The organism is Stenotrophomonas nitritireducens (assembly GCF_050984405.1).
In the GTDB taxonomy this organism is placed as follows: Bacteria; Pseudomonadota; Gammaproteobacteria; order Xanthomonadales; family Xanthomonadaceae; genus Stenotrophomonas; species Stenotrophomonas nitritireducens_B.
Window position 1 is genome coordinate 3,284,427 of sequence record NZ_CP158790.1, and the last position, 18,659, is coordinate 3,303,085.

At 66.5% G+C, this 18,659-nt stretch carries 17 protein-coding genes and 1 riboswitch; of the genes, 10 read left to right on the forward strand and 7 right to left on the reverse strand.

Features of this window, described 5'->3' with window-relative positions:
- Both ABTV91_RS14685 and ABTV91_RS14690 read left to right on the forward strand, forming a co-directional pair.
- Positions 1 to 495, forward strand: coding sequence for an N-acetyltransferase family protein (locus ABTV91_RS14685; RefSeq protein ID WP_433852084.1), 495 nt, complete (start codon positions 1 to 3; stop codon positions 493 to 495).
- A gap of 118 nt (positions 496 to 613) precedes the next feature.
- Entirely contained in the window at positions 614 to 976 is a 363-nt protein-coding gene (locus ABTV91_RS14690) for a GFA family protein (protein WP_433852085.1), read from the forward strand.
- An 86-nt stretch (positions 977 to 1,062) separates the two neighbouring features.
- On the opposite strand, the gene ABTV91_RS14695 is transcribed toward ABTV91_RS14690, so the two are convergent.
- Entirely contained in the window at positions 1,063 to 1,479 is a 417-nt protein-coding gene (locus ABTV91_RS14695) for a hypothetical protein (RefSeq protein ID WP_433852086.1), read from the reverse strand.
- An 81-nt stretch (positions 1,480 to 1,560) separates the two neighbouring features.
- Entirely contained in the window at positions 1,561 to 2,784 is a 1,224-nt protein-coding gene (locus ABTV91_RS14700; protein ID WP_433852087.1) for a multidrug effflux MFS transporter, read from the reverse strand.
- Positions 2,785 to 3,372: 588 nt separating this feature from the next.
- Positions 3,373 to 3,481: riboswitch (glycine riboswitch) on the forward strand.
- A 106-nt stretch (positions 3,482 to 3,587) separates the two neighbouring features.
- On the opposite strand from ABTV91_RS14700, the gene gcvP reads away from it, so the two are divergent.
- The gene (gene gcvP / locus ABTV91_RS14705; RefSeq protein ID WP_433852088.1) at positions 3,588 to 6,473 is read left to right on the forward strand and encodes an aminomethyl-transferring glycine dehydrogenase; all 2,886 of its coding nucleotides are present in this window, start codon (positions 3,588 to 3,590) and stop codon (positions 6,471 to 6,473) included.
- 84 nt (positions 6,474 to 6,557) lie between these two features.
- Here gcvP and ABTV91_RS14710 read toward each other — a convergent pair whose 3' ends face one another.
- Positions 6,558 to 8,087 carry a PDZ domain-containing protein gene (locus ABTV91_RS14710; protein WP_433852089.1) on the reverse strand — a complete coding sequence of 510 codons (1,530 nt, stop codon included), beginning with the start codon at positions 8,085 to 8,087 and terminating at the stop codon, positions 6,558 to 6,560.
- 146 nt (positions 8,088 to 8,233) lie between these two features.
- Here ABTV91_RS14710 and ABTV91_RS14715 point away from each other — a divergent pair, with 146 nt between their 5' ends.
- On the forward strand, positions 8,234 to 8,455 hold the full coding sequence (locus tag ABTV91_RS14715) for an AbrB/MazE/SpoVT family DNA-binding domain-containing protein (protein WP_153191670.1): 222 nt from the start codon (positions 8,234 to 8,236) through the stop codon (positions 8,453 to 8,455).
- Positions 8,456 to 8,462: 7 nt separating this feature from the next.
- Positions 8,463 to 8,891: a type II toxin-antitoxin system death-on-curing family toxin gene (locus ABTV91_RS14720; RefSeq protein ID WP_433852090.1), complete on the forward strand. Its 429-nt coding sequence runs from the start codon at positions 8,463 to 8,465 to the stop codon at positions 8,889 to 8,891.
- A 39-nt stretch (positions 8,892 to 8,930) separates the two neighbouring features.
- Here ABTV91_RS14720 and ABTV91_RS14725 read toward each other — a convergent pair whose 3' ends face one another.
- Positions 8,931 to 11,594: a M1 family metallopeptidase gene (locus ABTV91_RS14725; protein WP_433852091.1), complete on the reverse strand. Its 2,664-nt coding sequence runs from the start codon at positions 11,592 to 11,594 to the stop codon at positions 8,931 to 8,933.
- A 105-nt stretch (positions 11,595 to 11,699) separates the two neighbouring features.
- The gene (locus ABTV91_RS14730; RefSeq protein ID WP_433852092.1) at positions 11,700 to 12,428 is read right to left on the reverse strand and encodes a helix-turn-helix domain-containing protein; all 729 of its coding nucleotides are present in this window, start codon (positions 12,426 to 12,428) and stop codon (positions 11,700 to 11,702) included.
- A 157-nt stretch (positions 12,429 to 12,585) separates the two neighbouring features.
- Here ABTV91_RS14730 and ABTV91_RS14735 point away from each other — a divergent pair, with 157 nt between their 5' ends.
- Both ABTV91_RS14735 and ABTV91_RS14740 read left to right on the forward strand, forming a co-directional pair.
- Positions 12,586 to 12,774 (forward strand): hypothetical protein, encoded by a 189-nt coding sequence (locus ABTV91_RS14735; protein WP_427853173.1) that lies wholly within the window; start codon positions 12,586 to 12,588, stop codon positions 12,772 to 12,774.
- A gap of 82 nt (positions 12,775 to 12,856) precedes the next feature.
- On the forward strand, positions 12,857 to 13,264 hold the full coding sequence (locus ABTV91_RS14740; RefSeq protein ID WP_433852093.1) for a hypothetical protein: 408 nt from the start codon (positions 12,857 to 12,859) through the stop codon (positions 13,262 to 13,264).
- A gap of 5 nt (positions 13,265 to 13,269) precedes the next feature.
- Here the strand turns inward: ABTV91_RS14740 and ABTV91_RS14745 are convergent, their stop codons facing one another.
- On the reverse strand, positions 13,270 to 14,055 hold the full coding sequence (locus ABTV91_RS14745; protein WP_433852094.1) for a hypothetical protein: 786 nt from the start codon (positions 14,053 to 14,055) through the stop codon (positions 13,270 to 13,272).
- 164 nt (positions 14,056 to 14,219) lie between these two features.
- Complete coding sequence (locus ABTV91_RS14750) at positions 14,220 to 14,834, reverse strand: XAC0095 family protein (protein ID WP_433852095.1); 615 nt, start codon at positions 14,832 to 14,834, stop codon at positions 14,220 to 14,222.
- Positions 14,835 to 15,139: 305 nt separating this feature from the next.
- On the opposite strand from ABTV91_RS14750, the gene ABTV91_RS14755 reads away from it, so the two are divergent.
- From ABTV91_RS14755 to ABTV91_RS14765, 3 genes are all read left to right on the forward strand, one after another.
- A complete protein-coding gene (locus ABTV91_RS14755) occupies positions 15,140 to 15,526 on the forward strand; it encodes a nucleotide pyrophosphohydrolase (protein ID WP_433852096.1) in 387 nt (128 codons plus the stop codon).
- A 146-nt stretch (positions 15,527 to 15,672) separates the two neighbouring features.
- Positions 15,673 to 17,376, forward strand: a complete 1,704-nt coding sequence (locus ABTV91_RS14760) for a DNA/RNA helicase domain-containing protein (protein WP_433852097.1) — start codon at positions 15,673 to 15,675, stop codon at positions 17,374 to 17,376.
- A 198-nt stretch (positions 17,377 to 17,574) separates the two neighbouring features.
- A complete protein-coding gene (locus ABTV91_RS14765) occupies positions 17,575 to 18,399 on the forward strand; it encodes a CYTH domain-containing protein (protein ID WP_433852098.1) in 825 nt (274 codons plus the stop codon).
- The last annotated feature ends 260 nt before the right edge of the window (positions 18,400 to 18,659 follow it).

Genomic DNA, 18,659 nt, shown 5'->3' on the forward strand with positions numbered 1-18,659 from the left:
ATGCAGATCCGACAGGCACGGCATTCCGACCTCGACGCGATGTGGCGCATATGCCAGGCGGTCATCGCCGCGGGCGATGCGCTGCCATTCTCGGACGACTTCGACCTGGAGACCTTCCGGTCGCACTGGTTCGGATCGCACGCGTCCTTCGTCGCCGTCGCGGAAGCCGGCATCGTGGGCATGTACAAGTTCGGGGCCAACTACCCCGGGCGCGGCGCGCATGTGGCGAGCGCCACCTACCTGGTCAGTCCGGAAGCGCAGGGCCGGGGAATCGGACGGGCACTTGTCGAACACAGCCTTGCCCGGGCGCAGGACGCCGGCTACAGGGCCATGCAGTTCAATTACGTGGTGAGCACCAATGCGCCGGCGGTGGGGCTGTACAGGCGGCTGGGGTTCGACGTCGTCGGCACCCTGCCCCAGGCCTTCCGCCACAAGCAGCTGGGCTTTGTGGACGCCCATGTCATGTACAGGCATTTGTCGTCCCAAAGCGACTGACCAGCGGGCTCAACCACGACAGGAACACCTGCATGGCGGGCGCAATGGCGAATGACCCGCCAACCCCTGAGGCACTTTGGCCTTAGTCTTGTTCGACCGTACTCTTCCCTGCACGCCCATGTCCTCCCGCCCCCGAACCACCTGCACCGGCAGCTGCCATTGCGGCGCCGTCCGCTTCGAGATCACCAGCGACTTCCCCGAACTGACGACCTGCGACTGCTCCATCTGCCGGCGCAAGAACGCGTTGATGGTGAAGGTGCACGAAAGCGACTTCCGCCTGCTCTCGGGCGAGGAGCACCTGTCGGCATACCGGTTCCACACCTTCACCGCCACGCATTACTTCTGCCGGACCTGCGGCATCTATCCGTTCCACCGCAAGCGCGTCACCCCGGACCACTACGGCATCAACGTGTTCTGCCTGGAGGATTTCGACCCGGCCGGCATCCCGGTGCGGGCCACGGTGGGCGCCGGCATGCCGTAGCGCGGCCGGGGCCACAACGCGGCGCGTCCGTAAAACGACAAGGGCGCTCGAGGCGCCCTTGTCCGTTCAAGCTTTGCCGTCGGAACTCAATGCGTGGTCGCGGCGTCCTTCCCGCCGAGGCCCAGTTCCGTGGCCAGGTTGCGCTTCCAGGTATCGAAGTCGATGCCCTGCTCCGCCGCTTCGGCGTGCGCGGCGTCCTTCAGCGCGTCGGAGTACATCAGCCGCACCGGGGTGCCGCTGCGCTCATGCAGTTCGGCGGCCTGCATGATCAGCGCCAGCACGCGGGCGGCGCTGGGCGTTTCGCCGGCGATCTTGCCGTCCATGCCCAGCACCCATTCGCCGTCGCGGCGGACGATGCCGGCCAGCAGGGTGCGCTGCTGGTCGCGCAGTTCGGCATGCGGTTCCACCGTGGCCTTCGGCGCCGGGTTGGCGGCGGCCTGGTTGCGCTCGCGCTCGGCCAGCTTCTTCTTCGCCTCGCGGCGGCCCTTGGAATGGATGGACATGGTGGCAACTTCCGATGACGGCCGATGGCCGGTGATGGGGAGAGTGACGCAGGCGGGGTGATGCGGGAATGGACGCCCAGCCTAGACGTGCATGTGCGGGCCGGCCAGGCGGCGCTCGCGGCGGTGTTCCCAGTACCAGAACGCGAAGCCCAGCAGCATGAAACCGGCCATGCCCAGCGCCAGGTGCAGCGGCCGGCCGCTGAGCAGCGGCGAGACGACGCCCGCCACCACCGTGCTGATCATCAGCTGCACGAAGGCCTGCAGCGACGAGGCCAGGCCGCGCTGCTGCGGGTACATGTCCAGTACCGCCAGCGCCAGCACCGGGAAGATCAATGCCATGCCCAGGCCACCGAGGAAAATGGGCAGCACCGCCCACGGCAGTTCCAGCTGCGTTACCGACGCGGCGTAGGCGATGTTCAATACCGCCGACAGCGCGCAGCAGGCGAAGCCGATGCTGATCTGCCGCACCGGCAACGTGCGGCCGGCCATGCGCCCGGACAGGAAGGCGCCGGTGGTCATGCCGCCGATGGTGGGAATGAACAGCCAGGCGAAGCCGCCTTCGCCCAGGCGCAGGTGCTGCATCACGAACACCGGCGCCGAGGAGATGTACAGGAAGATGCCGCCGAAGTTGACGCTGCCGGCCAGCGCCAGGCGCAGGAAGCGCGGGTTGAAGCCGATGCGCAGGTAGTCGCGCACCAGGCCGCGCGGCGACAGCCCGGTGCGCGCCTCGATCGGATGCGTTTCCGGCAGCCAGCGCGCGGTGGCGACGACCAGCAGCAGCGAGAACACCACCAGGAACCAGAAGATCAGCGGCCAGTCGCCGCCGCCGAGCAGGATCCAGCCGCCGATGATGGGCGCGATGGCCGGGGCGATGCCGAAGATCATCGACACCTGGCTCATCAGCCGCTGCGCGTCGGCGCCGTGGTACAGGTCGCGGATCACCGCGCGGCCGACGATCATGCCCACGCCGGCGGAAACGCCCTGCAGCGCGCGGAACGCCAGCAGCGTGCCCAGGTGGGTGGACAGCGCGCAGCCGACCGAGGCGGCGGTGAACAGCACCAGCCCGCCCAGGATCACCCGCTTGCGCCCCCAGGCATCGGACAGCGGGCCGTGCGCCAGGCTCATCAGGCCGTAGAACAGCAGGTAGACGCTGATGGTCTGCTGCACCGCCACCTCGTCCACCGCCAGTTCCCGCGCCAGCAGCGGGAACGCCGGGAAGATGGTGTCGATGGAGAATGGCCCGAACATGGACAGCCCGGCGAGCAGCAGGGCCAGGCGGCGGGTGGAGGGCGAAGCGGCGGTCATGGGGTATCCGGCGGGGCGCGCGAGGACGCACGACGGGCGCCGGCCCTGTACGGGCGGCGCCGGGAGGAAACGGGAAGGCCGCACATGATAGAGGCGCAGGCCCGCCGTCGGTAGGCATGTAGCTGAATGCCCGCGCTCGGGAAGCCCGTCTCCCCACGGGGCGGGAAGGCACAGCCCGCACGCCGCTGGCTCGCGTGCCTTCGAGCGCCCATGGCACCAGCGTGTACTTGGCCGCGAAGCGGAGGTTGGGGTGAGGGACGGGGCGAAGCCCAAGTACCGCCTGAAACACCGCGGTATCCCGATTGTTTTCCCACTTGGACGCGTGGCGACGTGTTCATCGTTGGGCGCCCCTCATCCGCCCCTGCGGGGCATCTCGCTTCGCGCCCCGGCCCGGCTTCACGCGCCGGGCGTTCAGGCATTCGTGAGCCGATGGCTCGCAAACCACACGCCTTCACCCCGGAGGGAGAAGGAACCGGCACCGCCCGGCCGGGCCAACCGCTATAATCGGCGCGCTACACGGTGGGAGAAGCGGTTCATCGCTGCCGAAGGCGCAAACGCCCGCAATCGCTCAGGCCCCGATACCACCTGCGTCAAAACTCTGGAGAGACCGGTTCAATCCGGCGCCGAAGGTGCACGAGGCGCGTAACCCCCAGGTTGCGCCTTCCAAACTCTCAGGCAAAAGGACAGAGGGGCACGAGGCGAGCCGCCGGCTTGCCGGCCGGGGTGCCGCGTGCGCGGTACCGCTGCCGGACCGGGAGGGACTCGCCGACCCAGCCCCGCACGCCACTCTCCGGACGTCCGTCATGCCCCAGAACACGCCCTCGCTGCGCGAACTCGAACACGCCTCCGCCTTCGTCGACCGCCATATCGGTCCCAACGATGCCGAAATCGCGCAGATGCTGCGCGTGGTCGGCCACGATTCGCTCGATGCGCTGACCGACGCCATCGTTCCCGGCGCGATCAAATCGCCCGCCCCGCTGGCCCTGCCCGAGTCGCTGACCGAAGTGCAGGCACTGGCCAAAATCCGCGCCATCGCCGGCAAGAACAAGGTGCTGCGCAGCTTCATCGGCCAAGGTTATTACGGCACCCATACGCCGAACGTGATCCTGCGCAACATCCTCGAGAACCCGGCCTGGTACACCGCCTACACCCCGTACCAGGCGGAAATCTCGCAGGGCCGCATGGAAGCGCTGATCAACTTCCAGCAGATGGTCGCCGACCTGACCGGCATGGAGATCGCCAACGCCTCGCTGCTGGACGAAGCCACCGCCGCCGCCGAGGCGATGACCCTGGCCAAGCGCTCGGCCAAGTCGAAGTCGGACGTGTTCTTCGTGCACGACGCGGTGCACCCGCAGACGCTGGAACTGCTGCGCACCCGCGCCGAGCCGATGGGCATCGTGCTGCGCGTGGGCACCCCGGCAGAAGCGCTGGAAGCCGATTCCTTCGGCGTACTGCTGCAGTACCCGGACAGCTTCGGCCACATCGGCGACCACAAGGCGCTGGTCGAGGCCGTGCACGCCCGCCAGGGCCTGGTGGCGGTGGCCACCGACCTGCTGGCGCTGACCCTGATCGCCGCGCCCGGCGAATGGGGCGCGGACATCGTGGTCGGCAACAGCCAGCGTTTCGGCGTGCCGTTCGGCTTCGGCGGCCCGCACGCCGCGTTCATGGCCTGCCGCGACGCCTACAAGCGCTCGATGCCGGGCCGCCTGATCGGTGTGTCGGTCGATGCCGAAGGCAAGCCGGCCTACCGCCTGACCTTGCAGACCCGCGAGCAGCACATCCGCCGCGAGAAGGCCACCTCCAACATCTGCACCGCGCAGGTGCTGCTGGCGGTGATGGCCTCCATGTACGCCGTCTACCACGGCCCGGAAGGCCTGACCCGCATCGCCCGCCGCACCCACCGCCTGGCCGCCCTGCTGGCCGCCGCGCTGCGCAAGAACGGCGTGGACGTGGGCGAGCACTTCTTCGACACCCTGCACGTGCGCAACGTCGACGCCGCCGCGCTGCAGGCCAGGGCCGTGGCCGCCGGCTTCAACCTGCGCGTGATCGACAGCGAGGCGGTGGGCATCAGCCTGGACGAAACCGCCACCCGCGAGGACATCGTCGCGCTGGGCGCGGTGTTCGGCGCCAGCGTGGACGTGGACGCGCTGGACGCGGCCACCGCCGACGCGCTGCCGGCCGGCCTGGTGCGCCAGTCCGCGTTCCTGACCCACCCGGTGTTCAACACCCACCACAGCGAGCACGAACTGCTGCGCTACCTGCGTTCGCTGGCCGACAAGGACCTGGCGATGGACCGCACGATGATCCCGCTGGGCTCGTGCACCATGAAGCTCAACGCCACCGCCGAGATGATCCCGGTGACCTGGCCGGAGTTCGCCAACATCCACCCGCTGGCCCCGGCCGACCAGGCGCAGGGCTACAAGGAACTGATCGACGGGCTGGAAGCGATGCTGGTGGAATGCACCGGCTACGACGCGGTGAGCCTGCAGCCCAACTCCGGCGCGCAGGGCGAATACGCCGGCCTGCTGGCGATCCGCGCCTACCACGCCTCGCGCGGCGAAGGCCACCGCGACATCTGCCTGATCCCGGATTCGGCGCACGGCACCAACCCGGCCTCGGCGCAGATGTGCGGCATGAAGGTGGTGGTCACCAAGACCGACGCCAACGGCAACGTCGACGTCGAGGACATCCGCGCCAACGCCAAGAAGTACAGCGACCGCCTGGCCGCGATCATGATGACCTACCCGTCCACGCACGGCGTGTTCGAGGAAGAGGTGGTGGAGATCTGCCAGATCATCCACCAGCATGGCGGCCAGGTGTACACCGACGGCGCCAACATGAACGCCCTGGTCGGCGTGGCCAAGCCCGGCAAGTGGGGCTCGGACGTGTCGCACCTGAACCTGCACAAGACCTTCTGCATCCCGCACGGCGGCGGCGGCCCGGGCGTGGGCCCGTGCGCGGTCAAGTCGCACCTGGCGCCGTTCCTGCCGGGCGCGCTGGTCGCCGACGGCCTGCGCACGCAGGGCGTGGGCAACGGCGCCATGGTCTCGGCCGCCACCTTCGGCAGCGCCTCGATCCTGCCGATCAGCTGGATGTACATCGCGCTGATGGGCGCGGCCGGCCTGCGCAAGGCCACCCAGGTCGCCCTGCTCAACGCCAACTACATCGCCAAGCGCCTGGCCCCGCACTACAAGACCCTGTACACCGGCCGCAACGGCCTGGTGGCGCACGAGTGCATCCTCGACGTGCGGCCGCTGGAGAAGACCTCCGGCATCGGCGCCGAGGACGTGGCCAAGCGCCTGATCGACTTCGGCTTCCACGCCCCGACCCTGAGCTTCCCGGTGGCCGGCACGCTGATGGTCGAGCCGACCGAGAGCGAATCGCAGTACGAGCTGGACCGCTTCATCGACGCGATGATCCAGATCCGCGAGGAAATCCGCGCCATCGAGGACGGCCGCCTGGACCGCGAGGACAACCCGCTCAAGCACGCCCCGCACACCGCCACCGCGGTATCGGCCAGCGAGTGGGCCCACGCCTACCCGCGCGAGCTGGCGGCGTTCCCGCTGCCGTCGCTGAAGCAGTCCAAGTACTGGCCGCCGGTGGCGCGCGTGGACAACGTCTACGGCGACAAGAACATCATGTGCGCCTGCATCCCGGTGGATGCCTACAAGGAAGACGTCGAGGCCTGACGGGCCGAGGCAGGGGAAAGCAGACGGCCCGCGCAAGCGGGCCGTTTCCTTATGTAGCTCACCACCGGAACGCCTGCCCCCGGATCAAGGTGAAGGCCAGTCGAACGCCTGTGCAGTGCCGCCATCGGCCTTGTCCATGCCCTGCGAGCGCGCCTGAATCTGCTCGCGCGAGGCGTTGCAGAACAGCAAGGCGTTCTGCAAGCCGCCGAAACGGCTGTTGCTGACGGCGATGCACATGGTTTCGCCGGGAAACATGTTGGACGTGGCCTCGCATTTGACCTCTTGGTCGCGCCAGTCGCCCGGATAGGCCTGCCTGGCTGCCGCATACAGGGACGCCAGTGTTTCTCTCAGAACAATTGGATCTGCGTCGGCCGTCGCCTGCTGGCGGATCGGCGTGCGCAACAGCAACGGCGGCTTGGAGCGCTGCACCGAGCCCAGGCAGTACAGCGTCGCGGGCTCCACCACCACGGCCGCCTGCCGGCGGACGGCCTCCGGCGAAGGCGAAGCCACCGCATCCGCCACGACCGGAGCCGCTGGCGCCTGCGGCACAGGCACGATGAACTTCAGTTCGCGTAACACTCCCGCACGCCATACCTGTATCGGCGCCTCGAAACCGGGCCGCAGGCGTTCGATGATGGCCGCCACATCGCCGGGCACGGCAACTGCCTGGCCGGCAATCTCGAGCACGATATCCATCGTCTCGAAACCACTCTGTCGTGCCGGGCTGCCGTCGGCAACCCCGATGACCCAGGCGCCCCTCGGCGCCCCCAACCCCGACGCCCGCGCCAGTTCCGCGCCGACCACCCCGATCCTCATGCCCAGTCCCGCAGGCTTGGCATTGACGTCCGCTGTTTGCGCCGTTGCCGACGGCATCACCGGTGGTGGTATCGCCTTGCCACTCGGTACCCAGGCGATCACGTTGTACTTCGTGTTGAAGCCGCCGATCAGGCGGCGGTAGTCGCGTTCGGCCTTGTCCGCCTCACCGCGGGTGTCGTAGGGAAAGCACGACGAAAGTTCGGCTGGAATACCCGCGGCCTGCGCGACCTTCTTGAACTCCTCCCGATAGGAATGCGCCTGCTCCAGCGCCGCTGCCAAGGCGCGATCTCCCGGTACCGGCTTCTCGAATACGCCGCTGCTCACGGTCCATGCGATGTCGATGCGCCCTGGCACATCTGTCATGGTTGCATGGCAACGGAAATAGCGCGTCTGTGCCTGCTCCGGATTCCTGGCGACGAGTACGTCCGCCGGCGGCGTCCACGGCACGTCATGCCAGCTGCCGGCCTTCACGAAGAATGTGCGCCTTTCCCACAGCGCACGCTGCTCCTGGCGCAGCGCTTCGGCTTCGGCCCGTGTGCTTGTCGCAACGCAGCTCTTCTCGCCCGCACCGCCCAGTCCCGCCGCATGGCGATGGAAGGCACCCGCCAGGCGGTTGAGGGCCTCCATGTCGTACGCCGCCACATCGGACTCGAATACCGGCGACGCCCATATCCGCGCGGGCGTATGCCCGATATCGGTCAACGTGCACAGGACATAGCCCGTCGTCGGCGACTGCGCGGCGGCAACCCACGGCGACAGGCTCAGCGCAACAACCGCCAGCACGACAAGACGATGCATGTTCGTTTCCCCTGTGATGCGGAGCCCCCTCCGCACCGGCCCGGTGGGCCGGCGAAGCAGTGTGCCATGAACCCTGTACCAGCCATGCGCTTGCCCCGCGCATTACCGAGTGATAACGTTCGTTATAACAATCGCGAAATCCCGCCATGAAACTCAAGATCACCAGCATCGGCAATTCGTCCGGCATCATCCTGCCCAAGGAACTGCTTGCGCGCCTGCGCCTGGAAAAAGGTGACGAGCTCTACGCGCTGGAAACCCCCGACGGCATCCGCCTGACCGCCTTCGACCCGGAACTGGCCGCGCAGATGGAAGTGGCCGAGGCGATCATGCGCGAGGACCGGCAGGTGCTCCACAAGCTGGCGCAGTGAGGCGACCATGATCCGCTGGATCAGCAAGCCGCTGGCATTGGCCATCCACGACCGCCAACTTGCCGAACATGGCGGCGCCAGCGGCGTGCGCGACGATTCCCTGCTCGACTCCGCGCTCGCCCGCCCGCAGCAGCTGCATGCCTATGGCGACCCGCCACCGGACCTGGCCGACCTTGCCGCCAGCCTGGCATTCGGCCTGGCCCGCAACCACCCGTTCGTCGACGGCAACAAGCGCACCGCGCATGTCTGCTACCGCGTGCTCATCGCCCTCAACGACGGGCAGCTGATCGCGAGCGACGAAGAGAAATACATCGCCATGCTGCGCCTGGCCGAAGGCTCCACCAGCGAAGCCGAATTCGCCGCCTGGCTGCGCCCGCGCATCCGCATCGACGCGGGCGGCCGCGTGCAGGAACCGCGCGCGAACTACGCCGGCTGAGGCGCGGCACCACCGCCGCGCCCCAGCCCGTTACCGGCCTCAGTAACCGTTCTTCTTCAGCCAGGCATCGATCTGCGGCTTGCGCTCGGCGCGCAGCTTCAGCCGGGTCTGGATGCCGGTGATGGCGGTCTCCGCATCACGGCGCGAGGTCGGGGCGATGTGCTGCTCGGCGAATGCGCGGATCTTGTCCACCATGCGCGGGTCGTCCGAACCCATCGCCAGGCCCGGGTAGTAACGCGCGCGCGAGGTGCTGTCCACCAGCGTGTCCACCTTCTCGCGGTGGGCCACGGCGAAGTCGAACGCAAGATCCGCATGCTCGTGCGCCACCAGGCTGATCATCTCGGCGGCGTTGGTCGCCCCCGGCTCGCCGGTCAGCGCCATGTCCAGCGCGCGCTGCGCCAGCGCCTTGTCCTTGGCCCGCGCCAGCAGGCCGTAGTACTGGTCGCGCACCATGGCCGAGGTTTCCTTCTTCGCCAGGGCGTGCAGCCGGTCCCAGGTGGCGGCGTCGGCATTGCGCGCCACCACGCCCAGCACCGTGCGGCGAAGATCGGCCGGCAGCGAGTCCGGGTTGGCCAGGAACGCATCGAAGCGGCGCCGCGCCTCGGCGATCACCTGCTCATCGTCCATCGTGCTGAGCACGCGGATCAGGCCGCTGCGCAGCTGCCGGGTCTGCGCCGCATCGCCCTCGCGCGCGTCCCAGCCCAGCGACTGCAGCACCGGCGACAGCCGCGAACGCGCATACCTGCGGAACGCCGCCTGGCGCGGCGCATCGCCGTCGAACAGCACGTCGATGCCGCCCAGCGTGCCGGACACCATTTCCCACAGGTCCGACGGCGCATCGGCCGGCACCTGCGCGGTCAGGTCCAGCACGTCCGATTCCGGCTGCAGGCCCACCGCCGCCAGCGCGCTGGCATCCATCATCACGCCCAGCTGGTCCACCACCGGCAGCCGCGCGAAGCCCTGGCCCAGCGCCTTGAACTGCGCCGGCGCATACAGCGTGCGGTAGTAACCCTTCTGCCCGGCATTGACCAGCACCGGCCCGGCACAGCCGGGCAGCTCCAGCGCGCCGTTGCCGTCCACCAGCGTGCGCGCAATGGTGCCATCGGCGCCGCGCACGGTCACCGGCACGCGCCAGCGCAGCGGCACCTTGTCCTTGCGGTCCAGGGTGTATTCGCCCTGGGCCAGCGTCACCTGCGTGCGGCCGCCCACGCACTGGCTGGCCACGCGGATCAGCGGCACGCCCGGCTGCAGGGTGAAATCGTGCGCGACCTCGACGAAGCGCTTGCCCGGCGCGGCCTTGTCCATCTCGCGCCACAGGTCGTCGGTGACCGCGTTGCCGTAGGCGTGCGCACGCACATAGCTGCGCACGCCCTCGCGCCAGGCCTCGGCGCCCACGTAATCCTCGAACATGGCAATCACCGCCGCGCCCTTGCCGTAGGTGATGCCATCGAACGCCTGGCTGGCCTGCTCCACCGTCGCCACATGCTGCACGATCGGGTGGGTGGTGGCATACGCGTCGCGCCCCATCGCGCCACGGCTGGTCAGCGCCGCGCCCACCTGGTTGACGTCCCATTCCGGGTGCAGCTTGCGCGTGGTGCGGTCCTCCATCCAGCTGGCGAAACCTTCGTTCAACCACAGGTCGTCCCACCACGCCATCGTCACCAGGTTTCCGAACCACTGGTGCGCGATTTCATGCGCGGCCACCGAGAACACGCGCTGCTTGTCCGACACACCGGATACCGCCGGGTCCAGCAGCAGGGTGTGCTCGAAGGTGAAGATCGCGCCCCAGTTCTCCATCGCGCTGAAGAACTGGCTGCTGCCCGGCGCGGCCACGTTGTCCAGCTTGGGCAGCGGGTACGGCACGCCGAAGTAATCGTTGTACTCGCGCAGCACGGCGCGGCTGCCTTCCAGCGCAAAACGCGCCTGCTCCACCTTGCCCTTCTGCGTCACCACGCCGATCTCGGTGCCGGCGTCGTCCTTCAGCGCGGCGCGCTCGAAATCGCCGGTGGCCACGAACAGCAGGTAGGTGGACATCTTCGGCGTGGTCTGGAACACCACCTGCTTCAGCCCGTTGCCGAGCGACTTGCTGCTGGCCACCGGCATGTTGCTCACCGCCATCTCGGCCTCGGGCACGGTGATGGCCAGGTCGAAGGTGGCCTTGAAGCCCGGCTCGTCCCACGAAGGGATGAAGCGCCGCGCATCGGAATTCTCGAACTGGGTGAACAGCGCGCGGCGGCTGCCGGCCTCGGTGGGGTAATCCAGCGCGAACAGGCCGTTGGCCTGGGTGTTGACGACGCCGCTGTAGTCGGTGGCCAGCGTGTAGCGCCCGGGCGGCAGCGCTTTGTCGAAGCTGAAGGTCGCGGTCTGGTTCTCCGCGTCGATGCTCACCCTGGCCGGCATCGGCTTGCCGCCGGCGGCGGTGAGCGTGCTGTTGGCAAAACGCAGGTCCGCGGCCTGCAGCACGATGCTCGAGGTCTGCTCCAGCACCTCCAGGTCAATGCCGACCTTGCCGTCGAACGCCATCTGCTGCGCATGCGGCGTGACGTCGACGCGGTAGTGCGTGGGCCGCGCGGTGCGCGGCAACTGCGTCGTCACCGCCGCCGACTGCGCAGCCGGCGCGGCAGGCGCCTGTTCCTGTGCGGATGCCGGAAGGCCGATGCCGGCCAAGGCCAGCGTGATCGCGGTTGCCAGAATACGGCGCATGCCTGTTCTCCCCCGTTTATCGATGGAATGTGTCGATGGAAATCCCCAGCCATCCATCGTCCGCGCGCGGGCGCCGGCCCGACAGCGCCGGAAGTCATGCTTCGTTCAGTTTTCCAGCGCCTTGCCGTCCTGCCGCGCCGCGATCATCGCCCGGTACTGGCGCGGCGCCATGCCCACCTCGGCCTTGAACTTGCGGGTGAACGCGCTCTGGTCGGTGAACCCGCAGGCCTGGCCGATGCTGGCCACGCTGTCCTGCCCGTGCAGCAGGTGCAGGGCGATCTGGATGCGCAGGCGCGTGAGCACCTGCTGCGGCGTCATCTGGAACACCTTGCGGAAACTGCGCTCCAGCTTGGACAGCGAGAACCCGGTGATGTCCAGCAGGGTCTGCATGCGCACGTTTTCGGCGTAGTGCGTATTGAGGTACTCCAGCGCCAGCCGCAGCGGCTCGTACTGCGATTCCAGCCCGCCGCGCTGGCCCAGGTCGCGCGAGATGCCGATCAGCCCCACCACCCTGCCGTTCTCCACGATGGGCCGCTTGCAGGTCAGGCACCAGCCCGGCTGGCGGTTGGAGAACAGCTGCAGCTCCATCACGTTCTCGATCACCTCCCCGGCCAGCACGCGCGCATCCTGCGCCACATAGGCCTCGCTCATGCCGGCCGGGTACAGCTCGTCGGCGCGCCGCCCGATCACCTCGCCGCGCGAGCGCACCCCCAGCCGCTGCATCATCGTCATGTTGACGTGGGTGTAGCGGCCGTCCATGTCCTTGGCGAAGAACAGCACGCTGGGAATGGCGTCGAACAGGGCTTCGATCTCGGCGGGGTCTATGCGCATCAAGCAGGGTCCAGCAGCGGTGCAATCGCCGCATTCTAGCCAACCCCTTCTCCACGCCCGGGCGCGGGCCGGCCCTAACGCGCCGCCAACGGCGGCTTCACCTTCTCCACCCACTGCCCGGCCTATACCTGCAGGCCCCACCCACCCAGGGAGCGCCGCCATGACCCAGGGCGACAAATCCAGCTACACCGACAAGCAGAAGCGCCAGGCCGAACACATCGAAAAGAGCGAGAAAGCGCGCGGCGCCAGCACCAAGACCGCCGAGCGCATCGCCTGGGCCACAGTGAACAAGCAGGACGGCGGCGGCAAGAAATCCGGCAGCGGGCGCAAGCACGACACCAAGCACTGACCGGGCGCATCCGGCCCGATTGCGCAACGTCAGGGCGGCGGCCGCAAGGCATCATCGGCGGTCCACCCACCGGACCGTGACCATGAGCCAGCCGCCCGTTCCCACCGACTACGCCGCCGGCCAGCTGTGGCGCTGCAATGGCCGCGGGCCCGACGAGCAGCCCACGCTGCTGATCAACCTGGTGGAAACGCACCCGCTGGGCGGGCGCATCTTCCACGTCACGCTCGACGGCCTGCGCCTGCGCCACCCCGGCCTGCCCGGCGGCGTGATGACGCGGCTGGCGCATGCGCCGGTCATCGAACAGACCTTCGAGCGCAGCGGCATGGTGTACGTGGGCCCGCAGGCGCCGGCCGCCGATTACCGCAAGGGCTACGACGAATGGCGGCAGGCGTTCGATGCGGGGCGCGCCGGCTCCTTCGGCGTGAGCGTGCCGACCATTCTGGAAATCGTGGAGCGCCAGCTCAACGGCATTCCGCTGGACCAGGCGTAAGCGGGTCAGCGCGTAGCGGGCGAAGCGGCGGGCGCTGGTTGCGGTGCCTTGGCGCTACGGGCTGATTTCGGCATGCCCTGCACTTGCCTTACCGACGTGATCGGCAACGCCTCGGCACGCTGCTGCGCCGGCCACCACAGGTAGACGAAGGCACTGCTGGTGCCCAACAGCCGCGCCTCGCCGGGCAGCGGCGCGGCATCGCCCAGCATATGCACGCGCACCGGCGTGCCGCGGCCCTTCTCGCGTACCAGCTCGCCCTTGGTCTGCACGTACACCGCCGAGCCCAGCAGCATGAAACTCGCCACCACCAGGCTGACGCCGGTGATGGGGTGGATGCCGACGCCATCCCACGTCATGATCCGCGAACGCGGGAACGCCAGGCGCGCCCACCAGCGGCGCCGGCGCAGGTCGGCCACGTACTCGGGGTAACGGCGGCGCAGCGCCTCCGGCCAGCTCACCAGCGCCGCCAGCAGCACGCCAATGGCGAAAATCAGCGCATACGCCGGGTCGCGCAGGCCCGCCACCAGGTAATCGCTGGCCTGCAGGTAATCGGCAATGGTGATGCCAAAGCCCTGGTAGAACCACGCGCTCGACCACAACCCCAGGAACGCTACCAGCACATACGCGGCGGAAAACATCAGCGCCGGCTCGCGGCAACCGCGCCGCCACAGGTTGAGCACCCACGACTCGTCGCCAGCGCCCACATCGGGAATCGGCGACCAGTTGATCGGCTCGGCGGGCAGCGTACTGCCCTGCGCATCCCTGTTGTCGTCCTGCTGCCCGTGCGTCATTCCTTCCCCCCTTTTTGCTGCGGCAGCATCGCCGATTGCCTTGTTCGGGAGAAGCGACGTGGGCCACGCGCCCTATGTGACACAAGCCGTCCGCACCCATGCGGTTACGGGCGTGCCGAAAGCCCGGCTGCCCACGGCTGCACCGCCCGGGTTGTACGCCCGCCTCAGTGCAGATAGTCGCCGTAAGGCAGCTGCGCCTCCACCGGCGTGTGATCGGCGGACAGACGCGCCGGCACCGCATACACCGCCCGCGCCTCCTCCACCCGCGAGCGCGCATCCGCGCCCGTCGCCAGCCGCTGCGTTTCCACCGCATCCAGCACCCCGCGCACGGCGGCCGCCGCATCGAACACCGCACTGCCCATCGCCGGCAACGTACCGCCCACCCACCCTGCCGCATCGCCCGTGGCCACCACGTCGCCATGCGCGGCCAGCGTGCGCACCAGCCCTTCCAGCGTGTCCATCTGCGCCAACGTGACGCCGAAGGTGTAGCCCTGCGCCTCGCCCGCCGCGTAGCGTGCGGGCGCGCCCGCCTGAACCGCCCGCTGCGCCGGCCCCGACATCTCATCCAGCACCAGGTCCACCTGGTCGCCCAACAGTTCCAGGCAGAACGCCACCTCGGCCATGCGCACCTCGCGCGCCGGCCCGCCCGCCGCATCGGCCAGCGGCCGCATCAACCGCAGCAGGAACCGGATGTGGTCGCTCAGCCGCACCAGCCGCTGCTGGCTGTCCGCGGGCAGGTAGTAGCCCGGCCTGTCATCGTCCAATGTGTGCTTTGCCATCGTTGCCGTCTCCTTCCGTGAAGTGGCCGCCCGCCGCGAACGGCGGACGGGAAGTCGGGAGGCTAGAAACCGCACACAGACGGCGGGCTTATTTCCCTTGCGGGTGTTGTATTCGCCGCCCTCCCGACGCAGGCATCGCGTCGGTTGCGCCCGCGAAGCAGGCACAAAAAACCCACCGGTTTATCGGAGGTGGGTACCGCTGTGTGGGGAGTTTCTAGGCTCCGTGGCGCGAGGATGCTACCGAAGCCCACCGGCGTCAATCGGGGATTACCATGTTCAGAAATTTCTGACAGCAAATCGATGCCATGTCCGACGCACTCCATGAACTCCAGTCCGCCATGCGCCAGTTCGCACAGGAGCGTGACTGGGAGCAGTTCCACAGCCCCAAGAACCTCGCCATGGCCCTGAGCATCGAAGCCAGCGAGCTGATGGAACACTTTCAATGGCTCACCGAAACTCAGAGCCGGAACCTGACCGACGAGCGCAAGGCTCAAGTCGGCACGGAAATTGCCGATGTCCTGCTTTACCTGTTGCGCCTTTGCGATGTGCTGCAGATCGACCCGGCCGACGCCGCGCGCGGAAAACTCGCGCTCAACGCAAAGAAATACCCGGTTGAACTTGCAAAAGGGCGCAGCGACAAGTACACCGAGCTTCACGGAAGCGGGGAAACATCAGGGAAAGAGCCAGCGTGATTGTCTATCAGTCCACACGGTCCGGGTTCCTCAGGGATTCCGAGGAAAACGCCATCGAGGAAATCGTAGCGCAGGCCTTCCTCCAGAAGACCAAGCGGTATGCCCCTACCCCGGAATTCCGAGCGTGGCGCCATTCGCTGATGCAGATGGTGGACGTACTCAGCGACGACGACCTGCCCGACGACATGGGCGTCGGCATCGAGTTCGGCATTCCCTATAGCAACAAGCGCATCGATTTCATCCTGAGCGGCCATGCCGCCGACAGCGACCCGCGCGCGATCATCGTTGAACTCAAGCAGTGGTCCGAGTCCAAGGTCACCGACAAGGACGGCATCATCATCGCCCAGCGCGGCGGCCCGGTGGAAACCGAAGGCATCCACCCCAGCTACCAGGCCTGGTCCTACGCCGCCCTGCTGGAAGGCTTCAACGAGGCCGTGCATGAAGGCGGCATCCAGCTCAAACCCTGTGCCTACCTGCACAACCATGTGCGCAACGGCGCCATCGACGACCCACGTTATGCCGCCCATCTGGACAAGGCGCCGGTATTCCTGCGCGGGCCGAGCGAAAAGCAGAAGCTGCGCGCCTTCATCAAGCAGCACGTCAAGCGTGGCGACAAGGCCGAACTGCTGTACCGCATCGAAAACGGCCGCGTGCGCCCGTCCAAGATGCTGGCCGACAGCGTTGCCAGCATGCTCAAGGGCAACGAGGAATTCGTCCTGATCGACGACCAGAAACTGGTCTACGAAAACTGCCTCGCCCGCGCGGCCCAGGCCAGCGACACCCGCAAGCAGGTCGTCATCGTCAAGGGTGGCCCGGGCACCGGCAAATCGGTCGTCGCCATCAACCTGCTGGTCGAACTGACCAAGCGCGGCCTGACCACCAAGTACGTTTCCAAGAACGCCGCGCCGCGCGCCGTCTACGCGCAGAAGCTTGCCGGGCATATCCGCAAGTACGAAATCGCCGGCCTGTTCTCCGGCTCCGGTGGTTTCCACACCACCGAGCCCAACACCTTCGACGTGCTGGTGGTGGACGAGGCCCACCGCCTCAACGAGAAGAGCGGCCTGTACGGCAACCTCGGCGACAACCAGGTCATGGAACTGATCCGCAGCGCCCGTTGCACCGTATTCTTCGTCGATGACGACCAGATAGTCACCCTGTCCGACATCGGCCATACCGAAGAACTGCGCCGCTGGGCGGCCTACTTTGACGCCGAGGTCAGCCTGCTCGAACTGTCATCCCAATTCCGCTGCGCCGGCTCGGACGGCTACATCGCATGGCTGGACAACCTGCTCGGCATCCGTCAGACCGCCAATACCGACTTCGACCGCGGCGCCTTCGAGTTCGGCATCGTCGACTCCCCACGCGACCTGCACCACTTGATCCGCGAGAAGAACCGCGCCAACAACAAATCGCGCATGGTCGCCGGCTACTGCTGGGACTGGAAGAGCAAGAAAGACCCCAACGCCTGGGACATCGAAATCCCCGAACACGACTACCGCGCCCAATGGAACCTGGGCAGCGACGGCAGCCTGTGGGCCATCGCCGACAATTCCGTCGAGCAGGTCGGCTGCATCCACACCAGCCAAGGCCTGGAGATGGACTACGTAGGCGTGATCATCGGCCCAGACCTGGCTTGGCGCGATGGCCGACTCGTTACCGACCCAAGCAAGCGCTCAAAGCAGGACCGTTCGATTTGGGGTTACAAGTCACAGACCAAGCGCAACTCCGAGGTTCACGACCGGGTGGATCGGATCATCCGGAATACCTACAAAACACTGATGAGCCGGGGAATGAAGGGGTGCTATGTCTATGTCAGTGACCAAGCATTGAAAGAGGCGATATCCAGATGACTGCTTTCGGCCCATAGCGGGCATCAGAATCTCTACCGCAGCGAGCTTGCAGCGGTCACTGGGGCCCTCCGCTGAGAGCAGCCCTAATATCGAGCGGCATCAAAAAGGAAGCCCACCACACGGTGCCTTGTGGATAAGCCGCATAGCCGGACCCACGAGCCCCGCCTATAAGACAGTTAGTAGTTAGGAGAGACATTTTTGACCACGGAAATTGACGGCGCTACCGAGCATGAAATCAAGATTCAATTGAGCTCAACCACACAAGTAAAGCTTTTCGCGTCAATGCGGTCTCAAGAGCTTGCCCATTTCGCTGACACCTTGAAGGGAATGTTTGGCTTGGCCGACTATACGGTCAACCCCGAGAATAGAAAGAACGTAACGGACGACTACTATGACACTAGCTCATTAACGCTGTTTCGAGATCACTCATTGTTGCGCGTCCGCAGAGATGGCGGAAACCCAAAGATCGTCGCCAAGTCGATGCTCAGTCAGGCACAGGGCGAGTTCAAGCGCAGTGAGTACCAACAGGAGTCATCGGAGCCTGCGCTGCAGTCTGAGATTGTGAACAACTTTCACACGATGGCGTTGAAAGCTTTTCCGGATCTCACCTCTGCACAGTTTGAGCACGTACTCAAGGTAACGAACGAGCGCCACAACTACCTTGTAGAAAAACCCGGAGAGAAATACAGACTCTCTCTTGATGTCTACTTTTTTACCAACCCAAAGACAGGTAGAACTTCGAATCAGCTATTCGAGGTCGAGGTTGAAGCACTTACCCATCTGGCTTCACAAAAGATTGGGAACATTAAAGGGAATCTCGCAAGAGCACTTGGTCGCTTCTCATACTCCCATGATTCGAAATTTGAGACCGGGGTAAAGCGCATGCGAATCGATAGGCCGAATTGGAGCCAGTGGATATTTGAGGCCGGGCAAACTGGCGCACTTAGCTGGACAAGCTTAATCGTGGGTATTGCTGGACTACTCGTTGGCGTAATTGGCACATGGGCGACTATGACGGACTGACTACTAGAAACTCAATCAAGCCGAACCCGCTTCGCAGGTCGACTCAATTCAGGCATTGCGCGTCAACGGAGAACGCACAATGGGACTTCACTTCTCAGGTTTCACTCCACCGTCGAATGGAGCATTCATCAATTCCAGGATCCCTGACGCAACCGTCCCGGAGTTCAATGAAGCTATTGAGAAAGCAAATTGATCGAGGGAATCGCGTATTTGAGACGTCTTGCCGATGCTTGGGGAAAAAAGAAGAGGATGATACTGTC

Coding starts and splice junctions, on each gene's coding strand:
- ABTV91_RS14685 (WP_433852084.1), top strand. CDS start 1: ATGCAGATCCGACAGGCACGGCATTCCGACCTCGACGCGATGTGGCGC.
- ABTV91_RS14690 (WP_433852085.1), top strand. CDS start 614: ATGTCCTCCCGCCCCCGAACCACCTGCACCGGCAGCTGCCATTGCGGC.
- ABTV91_RS14695 (WP_433852086.1), bottom strand. CDS start 1,479: ATGTCCATCCATTCCAAGGGCCGCCGCGAGGCGAAGAAGAAGCTGGCC.
- ABTV91_RS14700 (WP_433852087.1), bottom strand. CDS start 2,784: ATGACCGCCGCTTCGCCCTCCACCCGCCGCCTGGCCCTGCTGCTCGCC.
- gcvP (WP_433852088.1), top strand. CDS start 3,588: ATGCCCCAGAACACGCCCTCGCTGCGCGAACTCGAACACGCCTCCGCC.
- ABTV91_RS14710 (WP_433852089.1), bottom strand. CDS start 8,087: ATGCATCGTCTTGTCGTGCTGGCGGTTGTTGCGCTGAGCCTGTCGCCG.
- ABTV91_RS14715 (WP_153191670.1), top strand. CDS start 8,234: ATGAAACTCAAGATCACCAGCATCGGCAATTCGTCCGGCATCATCCTG.
- ABTV91_RS14720 (WP_433852090.1), top strand. CDS start 8,463: ATGATCCGCTGGATCAGCAAGCCGCTGGCATTGGCCATCCACGACCGC.
- ABTV91_RS14725 (WP_433852091.1), bottom strand. CDS start 11,594: ATGCGCCGTATTCTGGCAACCGCGATCACGCTGGCCTTGGCCGGCATC.
- ABTV91_RS14735 (WP_427853173.1), top strand. CDS start 12,586: ATGACCCAGGGCGACAAATCCAGCTACACCGACAAGCAGAAGCGCCAG.
- ABTV91_RS14740 (WP_433852093.1), top strand. CDS start 12,857: ATGAGCCAGCCGCCCGTTCCCACCGACTACGCCGCCGGCCAGCTGTGG.
- ABTV91_RS14745 (WP_433852094.1), bottom strand. CDS start 14,055: ATGACGCACGGGCAGCAGGACGACAACAGGGATGCGCAGGGCAGTACG.
- ABTV91_RS14750 (WP_433852095.1), bottom strand. CDS start 14,834: ATGGCAAAGCACACATTGGACGATGACAGGCCGGGCTACTACCTGCCC.
- ABTV91_RS14755 (WP_433852096.1), top strand. CDS start 15,140: ATGTCCGACGCACTCCATGAACTCCAGTCCGCCATGCGCCAGTTCGCA.
- ABTV91_RS14760 (WP_433852097.1), top strand. CDS start 15,673: ATGGTGGACGTACTCAGCGACGACGACCTGCCCGACGACATGGGCGTC.